Source organism: Paenibacillus sp. FSL W7-1332 (assembly GCF_037969785.1).
Taxonomy (GTDB): Bacteria; Bacillota; Bacilli; order Paenibacillales; family Paenibacillaceae; genus Paenibacillus_AQ.
Window position 1 is genome coordinate 4741582 of the sequence record NZ_CP150209.1, and the last position, 19351, is coordinate 4760932.

Annotated in this window: 17 protein-coding genes; 3 read left to right on the forward strand and 14 right to left on the reverse strand. The window is 49.0% G+C overall.

Annotated elements, in window-relative coordinates; translation table 11 throughout:
- Positions 1–40 precede the first annotated feature (40 nt).
- From nagE to MKX98_RS21245, 4 genes are all read right to left on the reverse strand, one after another.
- Entirely contained in the window at positions 41–1522 is a 1482-nt protein-coding gene (gene nagE / locus MKX98_RS21230) for an N-acetylglucosamine-specific PTS transporter subunit IIBC (protein WP_339218244.1), read from the reverse strand.
- Positions 1523–1882: 360 nt separating this feature from the next.
- On the reverse strand, positions 1883–2380 hold the full coding sequence (locus tag MKX98_RS21235; RefSeq protein ID WP_071220222.1) for a PTS glucose transporter subunit IIA: 498 nt from the start codon (positions 2378–2380) through the stop codon (positions 1883–1885).
- A 1-nt stretch (position 2381) separates the two neighbouring features.
- Positions 2382–3269 carry a transcription antiterminator gene (locus tag MKX98_RS21240; RefSeq protein WP_220684651.1) on the reverse strand — a complete coding sequence of 296 codons (888 nt, stop codon included), beginning with the start codon at positions 3267–3269 and terminating at the stop codon, positions 2382–2384.
- Positions 3270–3537: 268 nt separating this feature from the next.
- Positions 3538–6222: a CHASE3 domain-containing protein gene (locus tag MKX98_RS21245; protein ID WP_339218246.1), complete on the reverse strand. Its 2685-nt coding sequence runs from the start codon at positions 6220–6222 to the stop codon at positions 3538–3540.
- Between the two features lie 356 nt (positions 6223–6578).
- Between MKX98_RS21245 and MKX98_RS21250 the strand changes: the two genes are divergently transcribed.
- Positions 6579–7040, forward strand: a complete 462-nt coding sequence (locus tag MKX98_RS21250) for a cupin domain-containing protein (RefSeq protein ID WP_339224537.1) — start codon at positions 6579–6581, stop codon at positions 7038–7040.
- A gap of 67 nt (positions 7041–7107) precedes the next feature.
- Here the strand turns inward: MKX98_RS21250 and MKX98_RS21255 are convergent, their stop codons facing one another.
- Positions 7108–7485 (reverse strand): DivIVA domain-containing protein, encoded by a 378-nt coding sequence (locus MKX98_RS21255; RefSeq protein WP_071220219.1) that lies wholly within the window; start codon positions 7483–7485, stop codon positions 7108–7110.
- Between the two features lie 236 nt (positions 7486–7721).
- Here MKX98_RS21255 and MKX98_RS21260 point away from each other — a divergent pair, with 236 nt between their 5' ends.
- Complete coding sequence (locus tag MKX98_RS21260) at positions 7722–8285, forward strand: TraR/DksA C4-type zinc finger protein (RefSeq protein WP_339218249.1); 564 nt, start codon at positions 7722–7724, stop codon at positions 8283–8285.
- 66 nt (positions 8286–8351) lie between these two features.
- Here the strand turns inward: MKX98_RS21260 and MKX98_RS21265 are convergent, their stop codons facing one another.
- From MKX98_RS21265 to hrpB, 7 genes are all read right to left on the reverse strand, one after another.
- Positions 8352–8912: a helix-turn-helix domain-containing protein gene (locus MKX98_RS21265; RefSeq protein ID WP_071220217.1), complete on the reverse strand. Its 561-nt coding sequence runs from the start codon at positions 8910–8912 to the stop codon at positions 8352–8354.
- A gap of 81 nt (positions 8913–8993) precedes the next feature.
- Entirely contained in the window at positions 8994–10253 is a 1260-nt protein-coding gene (locus MKX98_RS21270) for an MFS transporter (protein WP_339218251.1), read from the reverse strand.
- A gap of 208 nt (positions 10254–10461) precedes the next feature.
- Positions 10462–11466: a Gfo/Idh/MocA family oxidoreductase gene (locus tag MKX98_RS21275; protein ID WP_339218253.1), complete on the reverse strand. Its 1005-nt coding sequence runs from the start codon at positions 11464–11466 to the stop codon at positions 10462–10464.
- 43 nt (positions 11467–11509) lie between these two features.
- Positions 11510–11869, reverse strand: a complete 360-nt coding sequence (locus tag MKX98_RS21280) for a helix-turn-helix transcriptional regulator (RefSeq protein WP_339218255.1) — start codon at positions 11867–11869, stop codon at positions 11510–11512.
- A gap of 307 nt (positions 11870–12176) precedes the next feature.
- Complete coding sequence (locus MKX98_RS21285) at positions 12177–13373, reverse strand: acyltransferase (protein ID WP_339218256.1); 1197 nt, start codon at positions 13371–13373, stop codon at positions 12177–12179.
- Between the two features lie 231 nt (positions 13374–13604).
- A complete protein-coding gene (locus MKX98_RS21290) occupies positions 13605–14156 on the reverse strand; it encodes a general stress protein (protein WP_194543492.1) in 552 nt (183 codons plus the stop codon).
- Between the two features lie 78 nt (positions 14157–14234).
- Positions 14235–16745: an ATP-dependent helicase HrpB gene (gene hrpB, locus MKX98_RS21295; RefSeq protein WP_339218257.1), complete on the reverse strand. Its 2511-nt coding sequence runs from the start codon at positions 16743–16745 to the stop codon at positions 14235–14237.
- Positions 16746–16925: 180 nt separating this feature from the next.
- On the opposite strand from hrpB, the gene gluQRS reads away from it, so the two are divergent.
- Complete coding sequence (gluQRS, locus tag MKX98_RS21300) at positions 16926–17903, forward strand: tRNA glutamyl-Q(34) synthetase GluQRS (RefSeq protein WP_194543494.1); 978 nt, start codon at positions 16926–16928, stop codon at positions 17901–17903.
- A 122-nt stretch (positions 17904–18025) separates the two neighbouring features.
- Here the strand turns inward: gluQRS and MKX98_RS21305 are convergent, their stop codons facing one another.
- Complete coding sequence (locus MKX98_RS21305) at positions 18026–18406, reverse strand: DnaJ family domain-containing protein (protein WP_220684643.1); 381 nt, start codon at positions 18404–18406, stop codon at positions 18026–18028.
- Between the two features lie 108 nt (positions 18407–18514).
- A complete protein-coding gene (locus tag MKX98_RS21310; protein ID WP_113058720.1) occupies positions 18515–19312 on the reverse strand; it encodes an SDR family NAD(P)-dependent oxidoreductase in 798 nt (265 codons plus the stop codon).
- Positions 19313–19351: the final 39 nt, after the last annotated feature.

Here is a 19351-nt window from a genome sequence, read left to right on the forward strand (position 1 = left end):
GAAGCAGACCTTTATCGGCCTGCTTCTTTTTGTTGTTTCTTTATTTCTTCATAATTTCCTTGATGTCGTCCTTCAGTTGTTCGGACTGTGGTCCAAATACAACCTGAACCGCACCTTTGCCCAATCTCATGACACCGGATGCACCGAGCGTTTTAAGAGCTGCATCATTTACTGCTTTATCATCCTTAACAACCAGACGGAGACGTGTGATACAAGCATCAACGCTGACAATGTTATCTTCCCCGCCGATGTTTTGCAGCACCTTGGCCGCCTTGGACTCATTGGATGCTGCGCCGGATGGGGACGGGGCATCTGTATCAGCATCGGCATCGTCAGAAATCGTATCCACGTCGTCGTCTTCCTCGCGTCCAGGCGTTTTTAAGTTCAGCTTGACGATGAGGATTCTGAACAGCAGATAGTAAACGACTCCGAAAGCCAAACCAACCGGGAGAAGCAGCCAAGCATTGGTAGACAGCTTCAGATTCACCAGGTAGTCGATCAGGCCCGCCGAGAACGAGAAGCCCAAATGCACATCCAGCACATACATGATCAATCCGGAAAGCCCTGTTAAAATCGCATGCACCACATACAATACAGGTGCTATGAACATGAACGCGAATTCAAGCGGTTCGGTGATTCCCGTCAGGAACGATGCCACTGCCGAACCGATAAAGATGGAGCCGACGAGCTTGCGTTTGGACGGCTTGGCGGTATGCATAAAGGCCAGCGCCGCAGCCGGCATCGCAAACATCATGATCGGGAAGAAACCGGACATGAACATACCAGCCGTCGGGTCTCCAGCAAAGAAACGCCATAGGTCACCGTGCACGACTTCGCCCGCGGCATTCGTGTAATCGCCGATCTGAAACCATGCGATGGAGTTTAATACGTGGTGAAGACCCAGAGGGATCAGCAAGCGGTTGGCGGTACCGAAAATGAAGGATCCGATGCCTCCAAGGCCGACAACCCAGTTGCCGAAGACGGAAATGCCATCCTGAATTGGGCTCCAAATCATACCGATCAGAACCGCAAGCACCATGGTGGAGGCTGCTGTGATAATCGGAACGAAGCGTTTACCCGCAAAGAAGCCCAGCCAATCCGGCATTTTAATCTTGTGGAATTTATTATACAGGTATGCGGACCACATACCGACAAAGAGACCGCCAAGAACGCCCATGTTCAGCTTCACGTCATCTGGTATAAACGGCATTTGCAGCGGTACTTGTTCCAGCACTCTTGTGAGCACCATGTACCCAATAAGAGCAGATAGAGCCGCAACGGCGTCTCCGGCGAACCCGATTGCAACGCCGATCGCAAAGATAAACGGCAGATTATCCAGAATCGCAAGGGCACCAGAGGTCATGAACGGAGTTACATATTGATTTAGAAAAGCGCCTAGGGCACCCAAAGGTATATCTTTTTGATAGTCGATCATTCCAAGCCCCTGCAAGATCCCTGCAGCAGGCAAGGTGGCCACCGGCAGCATAAGGGACTTACCCAGCTTTTGCAATTTAGCCAGCATGTCAATCATCCTTTCAACTTCAATAATTTAGCTTTTTACTGAAACCGTTTACATAATGCGTCGAATGGATAACCATTTATTCCCTTCCATTCAAGGAACAAAAAGACTCAGAAAATCCTCCTCCTTGGTCGTACATATATTCATCATTTTAAGGCGGCATGGATGCCATCATGATTACAATCCAACAAAAAAAGCCAAGAAGAACGGTGACTATAAAAGTTATAGTCTGATTCTTCTTGGCTCATGCCCATGTTTATGGTAACACGCCTTAAAACGTATTCATTTGATGTTGTTATCTTAATTCACGACTTCCTGTTTTGTCAATAACCAATGTTTAAATCATTCGCCTAGCGAATTGAATTATTTCAATTCAATGGTCATGACAGGATCCTGGCCGATCACGACACTGCCGGTCTGACCGTCAACCTTGGAAGCCACCTCATCCGCATTGGTCACGATGATCGGGGTAATCGTCGGATAACCTGCGGCTTGGATTGCGGCCATGTCGAATTCGATGAGCGTCTGACCCGACTTCACCTGATCGCCTGCTTGAACATGGCTTGTGAAACCTTCGCCTTTCAAACCGACTGTATTAATCCCGATATGGAACAAATACTGCAGACCGGTCGCCGGATCCTCCAGCATCACGGCGTGCTTGGATTTGATGACATGCGCAACCGTCCCGTCAAAAGGCGCAATTAATTTGCCCTCGGAAGGCTCGATGGCTATGCCTTTGCCCATATGACCAGCAGCAAATGCCTCATCCGGCACTTGCGATAAAGGCACGGCTTTACCCGACAATGGTGCTGTGAGTTGAATAGCAGTAGCAGTTTTTTTCTTTTTCCAACGATCAAACATGTTAAGATTCCTCCCTGGGTTGATTCTTTTGTTGTAGCCGGCCTGTGAAGAGCCGATATAGATGCATCGCTAGAAAGCAGACCTCCGCTTCAGGTACTTTCTTGCCGAGTTCTTTCTCCATCATGCCTGCGAGACGTGTAGCCAGACCATATTCATTCGTGAACTTGGAGCGGATCTGGTCCGCGAACGGATTATCCACTTGGATGTCTTGATTCAGCATCCGGTCTACCGAGAACCTCAAATGCATCAGAAGACGGACATAATCCATGCTTCCCCGGTCAAAAGCGACCTGCCGATCCTCCTCAATATACCTTACCAGGTTTCCCACCACATTCGATGCCTTCACCAGATGGCCTACGGGCACATGGCTGACGGCGGAATACACATGATAGGTCAAGAAGCCGATCTCATCCTCCGGAACTTCGATATCGAAGGTCTGGCCGATCAATTCCGCTGCTTTGGCTGCGATATCATATTCTTTTGGGAAGCTGATCCGGGTCTCTTCAAGGAAAGGATTAATAATATCCATGCCTTTGCGGATTCTGTATATCGTAAACTGGATATGGCTTGGAAGCGCCAGATACACCTTATCATTTAATGTGCCCGGAAATTCTTGTCCAATGAGATTGAGTATCTGATCCGTGATCTCCATCACCAGTGGATCAAATTCTTCCAGCAGATGGTGAGCTTGACTCCACTGCTCCCGATCCTCAAGCCTGAAGAGCTTCTCAATCCGCTTATCGTCCGAAGCGATCGTTCCGCCTGCTTTGACGCCAAAGCCAATCCCTTTGCCCAGGATGACATATTCCGATTCTTTCTTACCGCCTGTGACCATCACGACATTGTTACCAATAACACGTACGACTGTAAACAACTCGATCCCGCTCATTAACTTCCCCCTTTCCTTTAAGTTTAATCAGAGAAACGGCGAAGGATTCATATACGAAGAAATGCTGCTTACCGATTCCTCCAAAACATTAAAAAAGCCAAGAAAAGACCCCATGTGAAAGCTGTCTCTTCTTGGCTCATGCCCTGTTAAGGTAACACGCCGTCATATGTTCCTGCTATGAATCCATCATAAAACAATTGGCTTGCATTCGTCAACATACGACATTACGACAATATGCTAAGCTGCCGCAACGGGTAAAAAAATCTCCTCAAGCCCCAATCCATTGTTGTAACGCATGGATCACTTCTTGGATATGAATGGGCTTGTGCAGATATCCATTCGCGCCGTCTGCTATAAACTGATCCGTATCTCTCATTGTGTTGGAGCTCATCACGATGATGGGGAGTTCCGCCCATTCCGGGTTCTCGCGAATCCGCTTCATCGTTTCGACTCCGTCCATTTCCGGCATTACCATATCCAGCAGCACCGCATCGATGCTTTGATGCTTGTATAACAGCTCCAAGCATTCGAACCCGTTCTGGGCTGTATGCACGGTCATCTGAAGTTTCTCCAGCACGTTGGTCAAACCGTATACGTTCCGGATATCATCATCCACGATCAATACGGTTTTGTGCTCCAATCGGCTGGTTACTTCCATGTCGAATGCCTCCATTGGGAGATCACTCCAACCGGCGCAGCTTGAGGTGGCAGCCACTTCAGGCAGCATAAACAAACTTTCATTGGTGCCATATTCCGTTAGCAGCGGTAAATATAAAACAAACGTGCTGCCGATTCCTTCCTCGCTCTCCACGGTAATATACCCGCCAAGCAGCTTCGCCAAATGCAGCGATATGGATAAGCCGAGACCAGTCCCCCCGAATCTTCTGGCTGTAGTCTCTTCGCCTTGCTGGAACGCTTCGAAGATCGGTTGAAGATGCTCTGCAGCAATCCCGATGCCAGTATCCTCAACGGAAAATGCAATGACGTCTCCACTGATCGCGAAATCCGAGGTTACAATGGAATTCATCTTTTTCACCCGTAGTTTAACGCTGCCGCTCTCCGTAAACTTAATTGCATTCGAGAGCAGATTACGCAGAATTTGGTGAAGCCGCATTCCATCGCTGTATATCATGTCAGGCAAGTCGTCGGCCATCTCAATTTCAAATTCCAGATTTTTGGATTCCGCGCTTTTAGAGAAATAGCCTTCCATCAGTTCTGGAAGCTCAGTCAAATTAACCAAGTCCATTTCGATCTGCATCTTACCGGCCTCAACCTTAGACAGATCGAGAATATCGTTGATTAAATTCAGCAATTCACTGCCTGAATTATGAATGACAGAAGCGTAATGCTGCTCTTCCTCCGTCAGGTTCCCTTGCTTGTTCTCAGCTAAAATCTGGGAAAGAATTAACATGCTGTTCAGCGGTGTCCGCAGTTCATGGGACATATTGGCCAGAAATTGAGACTTGTACTTCGAACTCTTCTCCAGCTCTTTCGCGTATTTTTCCAATTCGCTGGCCGCGATTAATGCGGCTTCCTTCTGGGCTCCTAATCGTTCGTTCAGCATATACATTTCCGCAGAATGGGTTTGCAGCTCCTCGGTCTGCGCCTGCAGCTCTTCGGTCTGACTCTGAAGCTCCTCATTCAGCGTTTGGGATTCATGGTACAATTGCTGGATTTCCATCTTGCTTTGAATCGAGTTCAATGTTACCCCAAGCTGAAAATTCAGTTGTTCGATCAGCTGAATTTCCAGCTCGTCAAATGGTTTGAACTTGGCCAATTCAATCACACCCAGAACTTGTCCTTCAAACATAACGGGCGCCAGAAGCAGCGTGGTAGGCTCAGCATCACCCAGCCCCGACTCAATTCGCACATAGTTAGGTGGTATATCGTCCAGAATAATCATGCGCTGTTCCAGCATGCATTGTCCCACCAAACCTTCTCCTGGCAAAAAACGATCTCTGACCTTATTCCAAGGCTCACCGTCCGGATCAGCAAAAGCAGCTGCCTTTACCAGTTCCGATCCGCCCCGGTTTATAAAAACGGCACCGTACGGCAGCTTCATGATCAAAGCCAGCTTATGAATGAAAAACTGTACGGCCGTCTCCACGCGATCGGATGATTGGAGAAGCGTCGACATAACCGAAATATGATCCTTGGCCCAGTTCTGCCTGCCGACCTGTGCAAGAAGTTCATTGGTTGTGTCCGCCAACTGGCGGACCTCATCATTGGATCGCACATGAATCCGCTGGGAGAGGTTCCCGCCTTTGACAATATCGGAGATGATATGAGTTACCTGCGTGATCGGCCTTACAATGCTCTTCGATATCACCAAAGCTGCACATATGGTAATCAGCGCTGCTCCCGCCCACAGGAGATACATCGTATACAATAAATGGGTATTGCTCTCCTTCATCTCTTCGATCCTGCTGGTTGTCAGTTCTCTCTCCTTGCTTCGAAACGAGAGGAACAGCTCATGAATCGAGTTCATGGCCTGCTGACCGGGATCGTTAATAAAGAAATGAAGAGCCTCCTCATCCTGACCAAGCTGCTTCAATTGGACAGCAGGCTGACCGGCGTTGGTAATCCACTCCTTGATATTCTCCTTAATATTTTCAAGATGATTGGCTTGCTCCGAATTATCGCTAACAAGCTTGTACAGCTTGTTATAGTTAATCTGCCAAGACGACAGCGCTTGATTGAAAGGCTCCAGATAGGTATCATCCCCTGTTATGACATACCCCCTCTGACCGGTTTCCATTTCAAGTAAATTCTTCTCGATTTCGTGCGTGAGATTATGTACTTCGATATCATGCTTCTCTATAAAATCCGCCTCTTGCTGTAGTGAAGAGATGCGGTCTGATACAATCCAGAGAAAAGCTCCAAGACATAATAATATCATTAAATATCCGACTACGATCTTGCTGCGGATGTTGAATTTCAGGTTGTTAGACAAATGGCTAACCTCCCTTGTCATCTATCAGTCTAAGTCTGCTCCTATCCTCATAGTAATTGTTATGAAAATGGTTTACAAGCAAAACCAGTTTTGAAGCCATCAATGATTCTTTAGTCGTAGGCAGTCAGATTTATAAACGTTTGGGCATATATTATAAAGGAACACGCTTGTACAACATCCTTCGTTCTTATTCTTAAAAAAAGGAGAGTACCTCATATGATGACCTTAAGAGCGCTTGCGGGGATACTGCATTGACAAGGCATGTTTATCATTCCAGGAAACAGGCAGAGCGTTTAGGCGGCCTCGGAGTTGCGAATGTGTCGTCACTGGAGCTGCCCCTTCTGCAAGGTATGATGATGTCAGAAACCCATCTTGAACGCGGGAAGGGTCTCTCTCCCCATTGCCACCCGGACACGGACGAATTGTGTTATGTCATTCACGGAGAAATCAGTTATTCCCTAATTGATCCGGACACTCATCAGAATCTTGTATATCAGGTAATACCCGGTCAGGTGGTTCACGCCCCAATTGGTTGGTGTCACTGGGTAACTGCGCTAACCCCTGGAACGATCTTGCTGTTGATCTATAACACCGAGTGCCCACACCAAATGGACATTGCGCCAATCTGGGCTAATACGCTCATGGATGCTGAAGCGCTGCAATGCAATAGCGTGAACATGAAACCTCATTCGAAGGCGCTTATAACACCTGTCCCGATACATAAAAAGACGGAGAGCGACGTTTCAAGCCGACCTCTGCCGGCCCCACCCTTACTCATAAACGGGCGTCCAAACAACAAAACCACACGCAGCCGGTGATCGGCCATGTGTGGTTATTGTTGTAGAGACGCTTTTTATGTAATGATTTCGCTCGCAACGTATAACATCAATCAATATAAAATCTTTGTTCAGGGCGGATCTGCTTCTTAAGGGTACGCAGGTCGGCTTCCAGTTTCGCCACCGTTTCTTCAATCTCTTCCGGGTTCAGCGCCGGACGTTCTGCCTCTGGCTTAACGCCAGCCCTGAGATCGCGAATGGTAATCTGCTGCTCCTGCCATTTATCCATAAGATCGGAGATGGTGGCATAAAACCGCTCATAATCTTGAATCACTTCGTCCAGAAAGGAATCCACTTCCTCCTGATCATAACCCCGCAGTTTATTCGAAAAATTCTTTTCATGGATAGACAAAGCGTCCAGTTGAATGCCTAGTTGCCGAAATAGCTTTTTCTGTTTATCCAATCGGCGTTTCATGTGTTCATCCATAATGATTTACCTCCAAATATTGGTGCAGCCCTACTTTTTAACCTTCTCTCTCTATCTTTGTTTATATCATATTAAGCACTGGGATTAAAACACTCCGGGGCTTTTTTGGAGAATGTTCCAAAAACGAGAGGCTGCCGTTCCCATGGTTCATGTGATTGTTACCAATCCATTTCGGGTATTGATTGTACATAAGGAGCTATATTACGTACTTCAACCCAGAGAGGAGCGACTTTTCTATGACAACGATGACAAAACAACAATACAACGGCCTTAAACAGCGGTTGCTCAGTGATAAAGAACGATTGGAAGAGCAATTGGAGTCCCGCGATGAAACCAACAGGGATTACTCTCTCCGGGAGTCTACAGGTGAGCTGAGTGCAGCCGATAACCATCCTGCAGATGTAGGGACTGAGGTATTCGAACGAGAGCGTGATCTGGCCATTCAGGGAACGCTAGAGCATGAATTGGAGCAGATCCATTCTGCCTTGCAGCGAATGGACCAGGGCGAATACGGAACCTGTGCCGTGTGCGGCCTGGAAATTCCGTATGAGCGGCTGGAAGCTTTGCCTTATACGGCCCATTGTCTCGAACATGCGCCACGGAGAGTTATCAACGACAACCGGCCGGTAGAAGAGGATGTCATGACACCGCCCCCTTCCGGAGCTGGCGTCAACCGCCAAGCGGCCGACGGTAAATTTGATGATGCAGGCGCGTGGGATGCCGTTGAAGATTACGGAACATCGACGTCGCCCGGCATGTCCATTAAACCCGGGCAAGACGATTATAAGAAGAATGTATGAACCGGTACAGCAAAATAGAAGGGAAAGCTGGTACCTGCACGTTAGGTACCAGCTTGTTTTCCGTGATCAGGATTCTTTACGAGTCCGAACATTGGAAGCAAAAAACTCATATTCGTCGTAACCTTCCCCGCGTTTCTTTTTATAAGGGGTCAGCATTTTATCCAGCTCAACAAAAAACTCGCGCGCTTCATCTTCGCTCATATACAAGGTGGTATTGGTCAACATGGAGGTCGTTTCGCCCTCTTGACTCATGTTTTTGAAGAAACGGTCTCTATTCTGATCAAACAACTCGGATAATAATTTGTTCGTTTCGGATCGAATTAATTCCTTGATGACCGGCTCGTCGGAATCTGCCCCTCGTTTGATCTTTACCGTACCGACAAAAGGTTCATAATATTTAGCGATAATACCGTTGATCTCTTTCGTGGATACGATCTTGACCAGTCCGATTCGCTCCAGCTTCTTCATATGATAGTGAACTTTAGCCGGCACATCCCCGATCTTGTCTGCGACTTCCTTTACCGTTGCCGGACGGTCCATCTTATTCAATACATTCAATATCTGGAGCCGATATGGATCTGAATATATTTTGATCTCTTCCAGTGTAGTCAGTTCCTTCGTTTCCACACCGTACACCTCAGCTTCATGTTATTTTTCACTTCTTTTCATTATAGGCCGAGAATGTCGAAATTACAAAACGCTGAGGATTTAAATGGCACGGAAACTCTTCTTCCGAATGAGGAATATCACGGGCAGCATCATGATGAATCCCATGATCGAATACAGAATGGGAGGGGAGTGATGCTCCGCTACAAATCCAGTAATCAAGCTTCCCACAGGAATGGCAGCCGTGCACGCTACCGTCATAAGGGCACCTATTCTGCCGAGCATATGCCTCGGCGTTACTTCCATCAGATACGTGGAAATAGGGGCATTCAACATCGAGACGGCAAAACCGGCAACGAACATGCAGACCGCTGCGGACTCCACCCGCCATGCCGGCAGATGTCCTGGAATCCCTAACGCAAAATAACCGATTCCGAGCAGGATAGATCCTGACATGATCAAGGTGCTCTTTTTGAAGCTCTTCCCGTAACGTCCAATCCATAGCCCGCTGCAAATCATGCCGATCAGGAGGGCCGTTCCCAGTACGCTCAGACCTCCGGCTCCGGCACCCAGGGTCTCTTTGACGTAGACCGGCTGCAGTACATTCAGCGGTGCCAAACAGAAATTATTAATCATGGCGAGCACCGTTGTTATGAGGAGAAGCGTATGCTGCTTCACAAAAAGAAGAGCCTCTTTAATATCGCCGAACACCGTTTTCGTCATCTCTGTCGTAGGCCGTGCGGAGGCTTCCTTGGCTTCAGCCTGTTCGGCTGCCTCCGGATTCGGCATAAACGCGATAATGGTGGCGGCAGTGAGAAACGTTACGGCATCGATCAGGATCGTCCCCGAAATTCCGACCAAAGCGATGAGAGCACCAGCGATAGATAAACCGATTAATTCAGCGCTCCGACTTACGGAAGTTGAGAAGGAATTGCCTGCGAGCAGTTTATCCTTGGGAAGCAACCGCGGAACGATGGAAGTCTCGGCGGGTCTGGAGAAACATTCCAGGGTGGAATTTAGAAACGTGAACAGGAACAAATGCCAGACTTCAAGAGACCCCACAGCATACAGAAAGGCCGTTAGCGAAACCACAATGCCGCGGCTGAGATAGGTTAAGGCAAGCACCAGTTTCTTCGGCCAGCGATCTACATAGGTCCCGGTAAACAAACTGAACAGCAATCCAGGCAGAAAGTTAAAGGCGAACAATGTACCCATTAATAGTTCAGAACCTGTGAGCATGTAGACCATCCAGCTGTAAGCGATGGAGTCCAGGGAATCCCCGAATCGGGTAATGACCTGGGCAGATAAATAAATCAGATAGGGGCGGATTTTCAAGAGCTGACCAAAGCCTTGCTTTTCCAAAACAGCGGCATTTTGCATGGTTTCCTTCTCCTCTTCGTTAAATGGATAACAACATTAAACTTCTTCAATCCATTAAAATAATATTTACGTTAAAATTATTTTATCGTTAAGTTTATTTTAAAGATTTCGAAGAGGAATGCAATAGGCAAAAAAAATAAATCGCCAACATGGCGATTTATTCGATCTCACGGATGACAACGATTCTTCTTTATTTAATGATCACTCGCGATGAGGATCTGGCTGCTTGAAGACATGCTTCAATGGCCCTGATGTTGCTGATGGCATCTTCCGGACCATAGGGCAGCGGCGTGCCGTCCATTACGGCCGCCGCCATAGCATCCGCTTGCAGTGCAAAGTGGTTGTAAATCCCTACCTTCTCCTCGCGGGAGCCCTTGGCCGTATGAACGCAGATCTGGGCCATGTCCTCCATCCTCTCCCATCCAAAAGCTGAAGGAAGCTCAATCCTGCCATCGGTACCTGCAATTTCTAAAGAGCATTTGGAATAGGTCCACATCCCGCACTCAAACGTAAGCCCCAATCCATCTTCAAATTCCACCATCCCGTGGACCATCATGTCCACGCCGTCATGCTCCTCAGAGAAAAAAGCATGGGCCGTTACTGCCTTGGGCTCCTGCCCATAAATCATTCGCGCTGCCGAGATGGGATAGCATCCCACGTCATAGATTGAGCCTCCGCCCATATCCTTGCTGTAACGGACATTGCTTTTATCCTCCGCATTGTTGAAGGTGAACGATCCGTGAATCCCGCGAAGCTGCCCGATTTCGCCGCTTTCGATGATTTCGCGTACACGCTCGTGTTTCGGATGATATCGGTACATAAAGGCTTCCGCAAAAAGCACGTTGTGTGCTTTAGCAGCCTCAGCCATTTCTCGGACATCCGCTTCGGTCAGGGCTGCCGGTTTCTCGCATAAGATATGCTTGCCGGCCTGTGCGGCTTTGATGGTCCAAGGTTTATGAAGGTGATTCGGCAAAGGAATATATACCGCATCAATGTCGGGATCCTCCAGAAGCTCGTCATAAGAACCATAGTATTTCCCGATATGATATCGCTCGGCGAGCTCACTTGCTTTTTCTGCGTTGCGGCTAGCAACCGCCCCGACCTCACAGCGTTCCGATTTCAATATGCCTGGTATCATTGAATTTCTTGCAATCCGAGCAGTACTCATAATTCCAAAGCGCAGTTTCTTGCTCACGAGGTCATTCCTCCTTTGGCTGCATTCCATTCAGATTATTTTTTTAAAAATTATCGTTTACCGCTTTATGAAGGATCCCTAAACACCGATCCAAATCTGTTTTAACCTGTTTTTTGTAGAGTTTGGCTTTCTCCGCACCGTCATCGGTAAAATGGTAAAGAACGATTTCTTGAAAATCGAACCGCGGATCATTCCCTTTCAGCTGCTTGGTACGATATAACACACCCTCCTGCACCAACTCATGCAGAGCCCGGTAAATTTCGCTTTGCGGCGGTGAGTACCCGTGGCTCTTGAATTCTTGCCGCAGTTCTTCCAGCATCTGATATCCATATCCTCGCTGCTGCTCCACCATGGTAATGAGATATACTTTGATAAAGGCACGCTGGGCGATCATAAATGCCATCTGGACGCCTCCTCCTTCACGAGCTACTTGTCCCATAATATACCTAATTATAACCCACAGTTTCCCAGTTTGCACAATAGCAAGCATCCCCCTCTTTTTAAACCAAGAAGGTGTAGATTGAAACGTGGTGGGGTGTTAGTTTAATAAATGTGATGCAATAACGCCAGCTTTTATTCCATTATGAATTTTTCATATATTGAAATTATATAGTATATTATTTTTCACCTGCTGTTTTATGGGTTGTTGGCGTGGCTCGTTCGATTGGTTTCAAACAAAAAAACCACCCTGAAGGGTGGGTTTAATTTCTTCACATTCCGGCGGACGTGCCTGTGCTTGGTCGCGATTTGCCGTATGGGCGAACCCTGCGGCTTTTTCTTGCTCCCGCGATTCCGACAAGCCACTTCCCGAACGGCAGCTTGGCTAGCATGCGAGTGACACCATAAGCCACGCCAGCGCTGATAATCCATGAAGAGAGGATCCGGACAAGAGGGTGCATGCTGATCAGCAAAGATTCATCGACTGCATAGCTTATACGCAGTGTCAATAGATGCATCAGGTAAGCGCCATACGAATAGAGCCCAATGGAGGACAAAAGCGCATTCGCACCCGCTCCGGCATGACGACATATCCAGCCGGCCACATCGTACATGACCAATATAGAGCTCATTAGGAAAAGTGCCATCATCGGGCGGAGCAGCGACAAGGAATAGAACGTAATCGCCCCATTCGCAGCAGAACGGATTTCATGGACGGCTTGCATGAGCATCCATCCGAACAAAAAAGCGAAGACCAGCCATATGACCGGCCGTGCCTTTTGAATCCATTTTTTCCAAGAGTCATGGTATAAACCGGCTGCCGCCCCCAGCGCAAAATAGAAGAAATAATAAAGTGCGTTCCGATCTGCGTAGGTTGTGAACAGCTCACTCCATACCGGGATATTCAAGCTCCCCATCCATTGGCCAATATCGTTAATCATTCCTGTCAAACCCACGTACAATAGTCCGGATAAAATCAATATCGTAAGCTGCGCCTGCCAGCCCCATCTTTCTTTGATTCCTAGTATAGCGGAGCGGAACAGCGGGTACAGCAGATAGAATTGAAACAGCATAATGATGTACCAAAAATGCGAGCTCGATTTCCCGGTTAGCCATACTTCTCCAAGATATTTCCAATCCTCAATGACTGCAGGATTAAACCGATGATTGATTAATAAAGTAATCAAGGTCCATACAGCAAACGGAACGTAGATGTCGCCAAAACGCCTCTTGATGAACCTTCCGTAAAACAGCTGACCTTTATCGTTATAAAACAGCACCATGCCTGTAATAAAAATAAAGACGGGTACAGCAAATTTCGTCGCCATCAGAAGAACTGCCATCATCAAACCATCACCTGTCGTCATTCCCGGCGCGACCGAATAATGTGCGATGGAGTGCTGTAAGACCACGGCTAGAAAAGCAATTCCCCGTAAGCGCTCGATTTCCGGTATTCTTTCTTTGGGCATACTGCTCCCCCCTTCGTCTGACTTCGTGCGCACACCTCATTGTAAGGGACACTGCCCCTGATCGGGTAATCCAATTATTTACTGATTCTGATGTTATCAGCACTATTAAGTACGTTCTATTGGGCTATGTATCAAGAAAAACTTCTATCGATCGTACCTTTACAGAAGACAGAATGCGGTTGATCTCTATAACAAAAACCCGGTTCCCATCGGAACCGGGTTTTGTTTTCCTTACAGCAGCGTAGTGCCACGCGGCGGAAGTGCGTCGTCCCGTTCCAGATCAACCGCTCCCGCACGGCCCTCGTTTCTGTAATCATAATCGCGGAATATATCGTAGATGCCTGTATTTTCTTGATCGGCGTCCACCAGCACCAGAATCCGTCCTTGCTCTATATAGGATTCGTATTCTTTTGCCTCATCTTCCGGGATCCCAAGGCCGATAAAACCACCGACCAGCCCCCCGGCTCCCGCACCGACTGCTGCGCCGGCGAGCGTCGCCGCTATAGGTCCTGCAGCAAGTATCGGGCCGATGCCGGGAATAGCCAAAGCCCCGAGTCCTGCCAGCAAACCTGCCGTACCACCAAGAATGCCGCCTGTTGCCGCGCCTGCAGCTACCCCTTCAGGCGCCATCGTCCCCGTCTGCTCGGCTATCATGTCTGCTTCGCGTTGATCCTTCGCTATAATGGAAATGGCCTCGTTCGGAATCCCATGCCGCTGAAGCTGCTCGATTGCTTGGGCTGCTTCCTGTTCCGAACGGAATACTCCAACAATTTTCTTCTCCATGATAAACCCTCCTCATCGGTGGTCGTTCATAAATAACATTACCCGACGGAGGGGGAAATTAAACGTGACGCTGCCGTGTTAAGCCTTGGGCCGAGTCCGATGGGTTGCAGTCGCCTCCATGGGATCATCAGGCCAATAATGTTTAGGATATCTTCCCTTTAAGTCTTTTTTCACCTCGTAATAGCCGCTGCGCCAGAAACTGGACAGATCCGAGGTAACCTGAACGGGCCTTTGAGCCGGTGACAGCAAATGCAAGGTCAACGCAACCCGTCCGCCAGCAATTCGCGGCGTATCCTGAAGTCCGAACATCTCCTGCAGTCGAACGGCCAGGAACGGTTGTTCAGGGTCATTGTAGTTAACTGGGATCAAGGACCCGCTTGGGACCCTAATATGAGTCGGCGCTTCCTTCTGAAGCTGCTGCTTTTGCTCCCAGCTCAGCATATGCTCCAAGAGCGTTCCCGGAGAGAGACGTCTCATATCATTGCGATTCCGCAGCCCTTCCAAATATGGGAGCAGCCACTCCTCCGCCTGATTCAGCAAGCCTTCGTCCGAAACATCAGGCCATTTCCCCTCGGGATCATGCCGGAACATGAAGGCCAGCCGTTCTCTCAGCTGCAATGCCGCCTTGCTCCACTGCAACAATCCAAGACCCTCCAGCCTGATCCCTTGCAGCATGGCTTCCGCTATTTCCTCTCCTGTCGGATTCGAATAGGCTTGTTCCTTGATAACGAGGGCTCCAAGCATCAGCTTCTGTCTCGCCCTAATGCTGCCGGATGCTGAATCCCATACAACCTCTTTATGCTGTTCCATCTCGTCATGGTAATACTTTTCGAGCCATAATTCATCTATTTCAGAAGCAAGCTGAATATTCCCGTCCGGGCCTTGATCATCAACGGCAGCGACCACAATATACGGTGCGCGGCTCATAGGCTGAACCGACACCAATTTCACGCCTCTGCCGCTGCGCATCAAAAAACCGGTTCCTCCCCTGTTCTTCGCGATCCGATCCGGATAGGCGAACGACAGCAAAAGGCCGCAGAAATTCAAGTCCCCGCTAGTCGTATATGCAATATTCAGCTGTGTATGCAGTTTTCTGATCTCTTGTTTCATCCGCTGCAGCACGGCTTCATTAGTCACGTCTTGTTCAGCCGATCGCTGACCTTGTCGTTCAAACAAGAGAAGCCGCTCCACACGTGAGCGCAAATCCTGATCCCTGATGGCTTCACCTCTGCTCAACATGTCACGCTCTTGAAGCAGTACAGCAATTCGGATAGCCAGCGATGTTTCTCCTATTTCTTGTGCTTTCAGCAGCATGTGAGCGAGCCTCGGATGAAGCCCAAGAAGCGCCATCGCTCGGCCATGCTGTGTGATACTGCCTGAATCGTCCAGAGCCGACAGCTGCTTCAATAACGCTTGTCCTTGTGCAAGAGCTAGTCGGGGCGGCGTATCAAGCCAAGCAAGCTCCTCCGGGTCACGCGTTCCCCATACCGCCAATTCCAAGGCCAGTGGCGTCAAATCGGATTCACGGATCGCCGGAATGGTGCTTTCCGACAGATGACGATGCTCTTCCTCACTCCATAAGCGATAACATACACCAGCCGATACGCGCCCAGCCCTTCCCCTTCTCTGATCCGCGGATGCCCTGGATAACCGTCTCGTAATCAATTGCGGCAGTCCCGTTCTGGGCGAGAACACCTCCGTGCGCATATAACCGCTGTCAACAACCGTCTTGATCCCCTCAATGGTAATACTGCTCTCGGCAATGCTTGTGGAGAGTACAATTTTACGCCTGCCGTTCGAATCGCGTCTGATCGCTTCGTCCTGCTTGTCTGCCGGAAGCGCGCTGTACAATTCCCGAATGACGACATTTTGGCTTAAACCTATTCTTAATAATTCATTAGCGGTTCTCCTGATTTCGCGGGCACCCGGCAAGAATACAAGGATATCGCCTTCCTGTTCGGAGAGCGCTCGCATGATGGCATTCGCCGCACCTTTATGCAACTCGTCGAGAGAGAATGAGCGCAAATAGTGAGTAGACACTGGAAAAGCACGACCTTCGCTAACGATGACCGGTGCGTCGCCAAGAAGCTTCGCGACTGGCTCAGCCACTAGGGTAGCAGACATGACGAGCAGCCTTAAATCTTCCCGCAGCACCGACTGGGATTCCATCGCAAAAGCCAGGCCGGTATCAGCCTGCAAATTTCGTTCATGAAATTCGTCGAATATAATCATACCGATGCCGGTTAATTCCGGATCATCCTGCAGCATACGCGTCATGATGCCTTCCGTCACAACTTCGATCCGAGTGTTCTGACCGATCTTGCTGTCCATTCGGACGCGATATCCGATCGTCTCACCAACTGCCTCTCCCAAAGAGGACGCCATATAACTCGCAGCCGAGCGAGCTGCAATTCTTCTAGGTTCCAGCATGATGATCCGCTTGTCTTCCAGCCACGGTTCATTCAGAAATGCCAAGGGCACCTGGGTTGTCTTGCCCGCACCCGGTTCAGCGATCAAAACCGCATGGGTTCCAGCAGATAAAGCCATTTTCAATTGTGGAAGTATTCGGTGAATCGGTAATTCAGTCATGGATACATCTCCGTTATCCTATCAAATATCAATATAATCCCTTAATTATATAAAACAGCCGATGTACGTCAAGGGGAGCTGCTTGTCGCCACGGCTGGAAAGTATCGATATAATTGCGATACAATATGAATATCATTCCCATGTCAACATCAAGATTCATGTAGTCGGAAGGTGAAATGTATGGAGCAGCATGCCACATTTCGCGGCCGCTTTGCCCCTACGCCATCAGGAAAGATGCACATCGGCAATGCGTTGACCGCTTTACTTGGATGGCTGCAAATGAGGAGTATGAACGGACAATATATACTCCGTATAGAAGATATCGATGTCCAGCGTTCCCGCCAGGAGCTTGCCGTCGAGATGATGAGAGATCTGGAATGGCTCGGCTTGGATTGGGATGAAGGTCCCGGTGTTGCCGGAGACTACGGACCCTATCATCAGGCGGCGCGCCAAGCGCTATATGAGCGGGAAATCACCAAGCTGCAGGAAACCAATAACCTGTACCCCTGCTATTGCAGTCGGGCCGATATTACGGCCGCAGCCAGCGCACCGCACGGCATTGCATCGGAAGGCCTCCGTTATCCGGGAACTTGTAGAGACTTGACTCGAGAGGAAGCGGCGCTTCGCGTGCTTCATAAGAAGCCTTCGCTGCGGATGAAGGTACCGGAAGACATCGTTTCCTTCGTCGACGGCATCGCCGGGGAGCAGTCCCATCGACTATCTGACGGAGGAGACTTTGTGGTTCGCAGGGCGGACGATATCATCTCATATCAACTCGCGGTGGTTGTGGATGATGCTTTAATGGGCATAACCCACGTACTCCGAGGAGCCGACCTACTGGACTCCACGCCACGTCAGCTGCTCTTATACCATGCGTTAGGCTATCAGCCGCCACAGTTTGCACATACCCCGCTAATGGTCGATGCGGAAGGCAGAAGGCTCGCCAAGAGGACCCGCGGGCTTAGCCTCTCATTTCTTCGCGGCCAGGGCATCATGCCCGAGCGCATCATCGGCTGGCTGGCTTGGACCGCCGGTCTCCTGGACTATCCGGAACCCGTTCGACCTGTGGATCTAATTCCTGTGTTTGACTTATCGAAAGTATCTTCTGCCCCGATCAAAATAACGGATCATGTCAAAAATCAGCTCTTTGAATCCTAGATGCAACGTATCGAAATAAGGGATTCGTAAGCGTTATTGCAATACATTCCTTCGTACCCTGATAAACAAGCAGCGCCAGCACGTTCATCCTCGCAAAGAGAAGAAAGGCTGGCGCTGTTCTGTTATTCCTCATGGGTTAATCGTTCCCTAACTTTGGACTCATACTGCGTAAACGCGCTATTGCCGCTAAGCCCGCGCTGTTCCATCAGCAATTGCAGTCTTAGACGCTTTTCATTGAGCTTGCGCTGAAGCTGCTCCTGCTCACCGTCGCTGCAGGCAGCACCGAGCAAGTCATACAGCTGAACGCATTCCTTGCGAAGCGTAACCTCTTCAGGGACATAACCCGCATTTTTCATGATGCGATAAGACATTCTCAGATCCTCCGGAATGTGCGAAAGATCGTCGATCGGAAGTTTCTTTCCGGCAAATGGCAAATGATCGAGCTCCCCATTGCGGATCGCTTCTTCGATCTTCTGCTCAGCCAATCTGGAAAAGATGCTCATGATTACACAGCCTCCTCCTTTTTTCCTTTGTCCTCTTCATCATATAGCAGCGCAGTTTATATTCCAAGTTCTGAATGCAGGGAACCCTCGAGATGTCTCCTATCTCATTTACAACAGGGATTCGGCTCCATCTATGAAGATTTGTGCCCCTGTAATATGTCTTGATTGGTCGGAAGCGAGAAACGCCACCAAATCCGCGACCTCTTCAGGCGTACCCGGTCCATCAGACAGCGGCTGGCTCCCTTCCGGATATTCAACCGGAATCACGATCTCTTCCAGATCTCCCTGCTTCTTCGTGCTTTGGTCAATGTTCGTGGATATCGCGCCGGGGCAGATGACATTCACCCTAATCTTGAATTTCGCCAGCTCCAGCGCAGCCATCTTCGCAAAAGCCACCTGTCCCGCTTTGGTTGTGCTGTATGCGCTCATCCCAAAGTTGGAGAAGGTTCGGGTACCATTGACGGAGCTGGTAATGATTATACTGCCCTGCCCCCTTTTCTTAAGGTGCGGAATCGCATATTTGACCGTCAGAAACGTCCCGTTCAAATTTACGTTCAGCGTCTTGGTCCATTCCTCCAGCTTCATTTCATCAATTGGCGTCATCACGCCGTTAATCCCTGCATTCGCGAATACAATATCAACACCGCCAAAAATCTCCACCGTTTCGAGAACCGCCTTCTCCACCCGGTCAGGATCTGTAGTATCTACGTCAAAGGCTCTGGCGGAACCTTCACGAATAGAGTTGATCTCCGATTCCGCTTTATTCGTTCGGTCATCTAACAGATCGAATAAAGCAACATTTGCGCCTTCCTTCGCCAGCTGAATGGCGGCTGCCTTCCCTATGCCTGATCCGGCTCCGGTAATGATCGCTGTTCTCCCATGAAAACGTCCGTGTCCTTCATTCATCCTCAACACGCTCCTTATTATCGTAATCCGTTATGCATT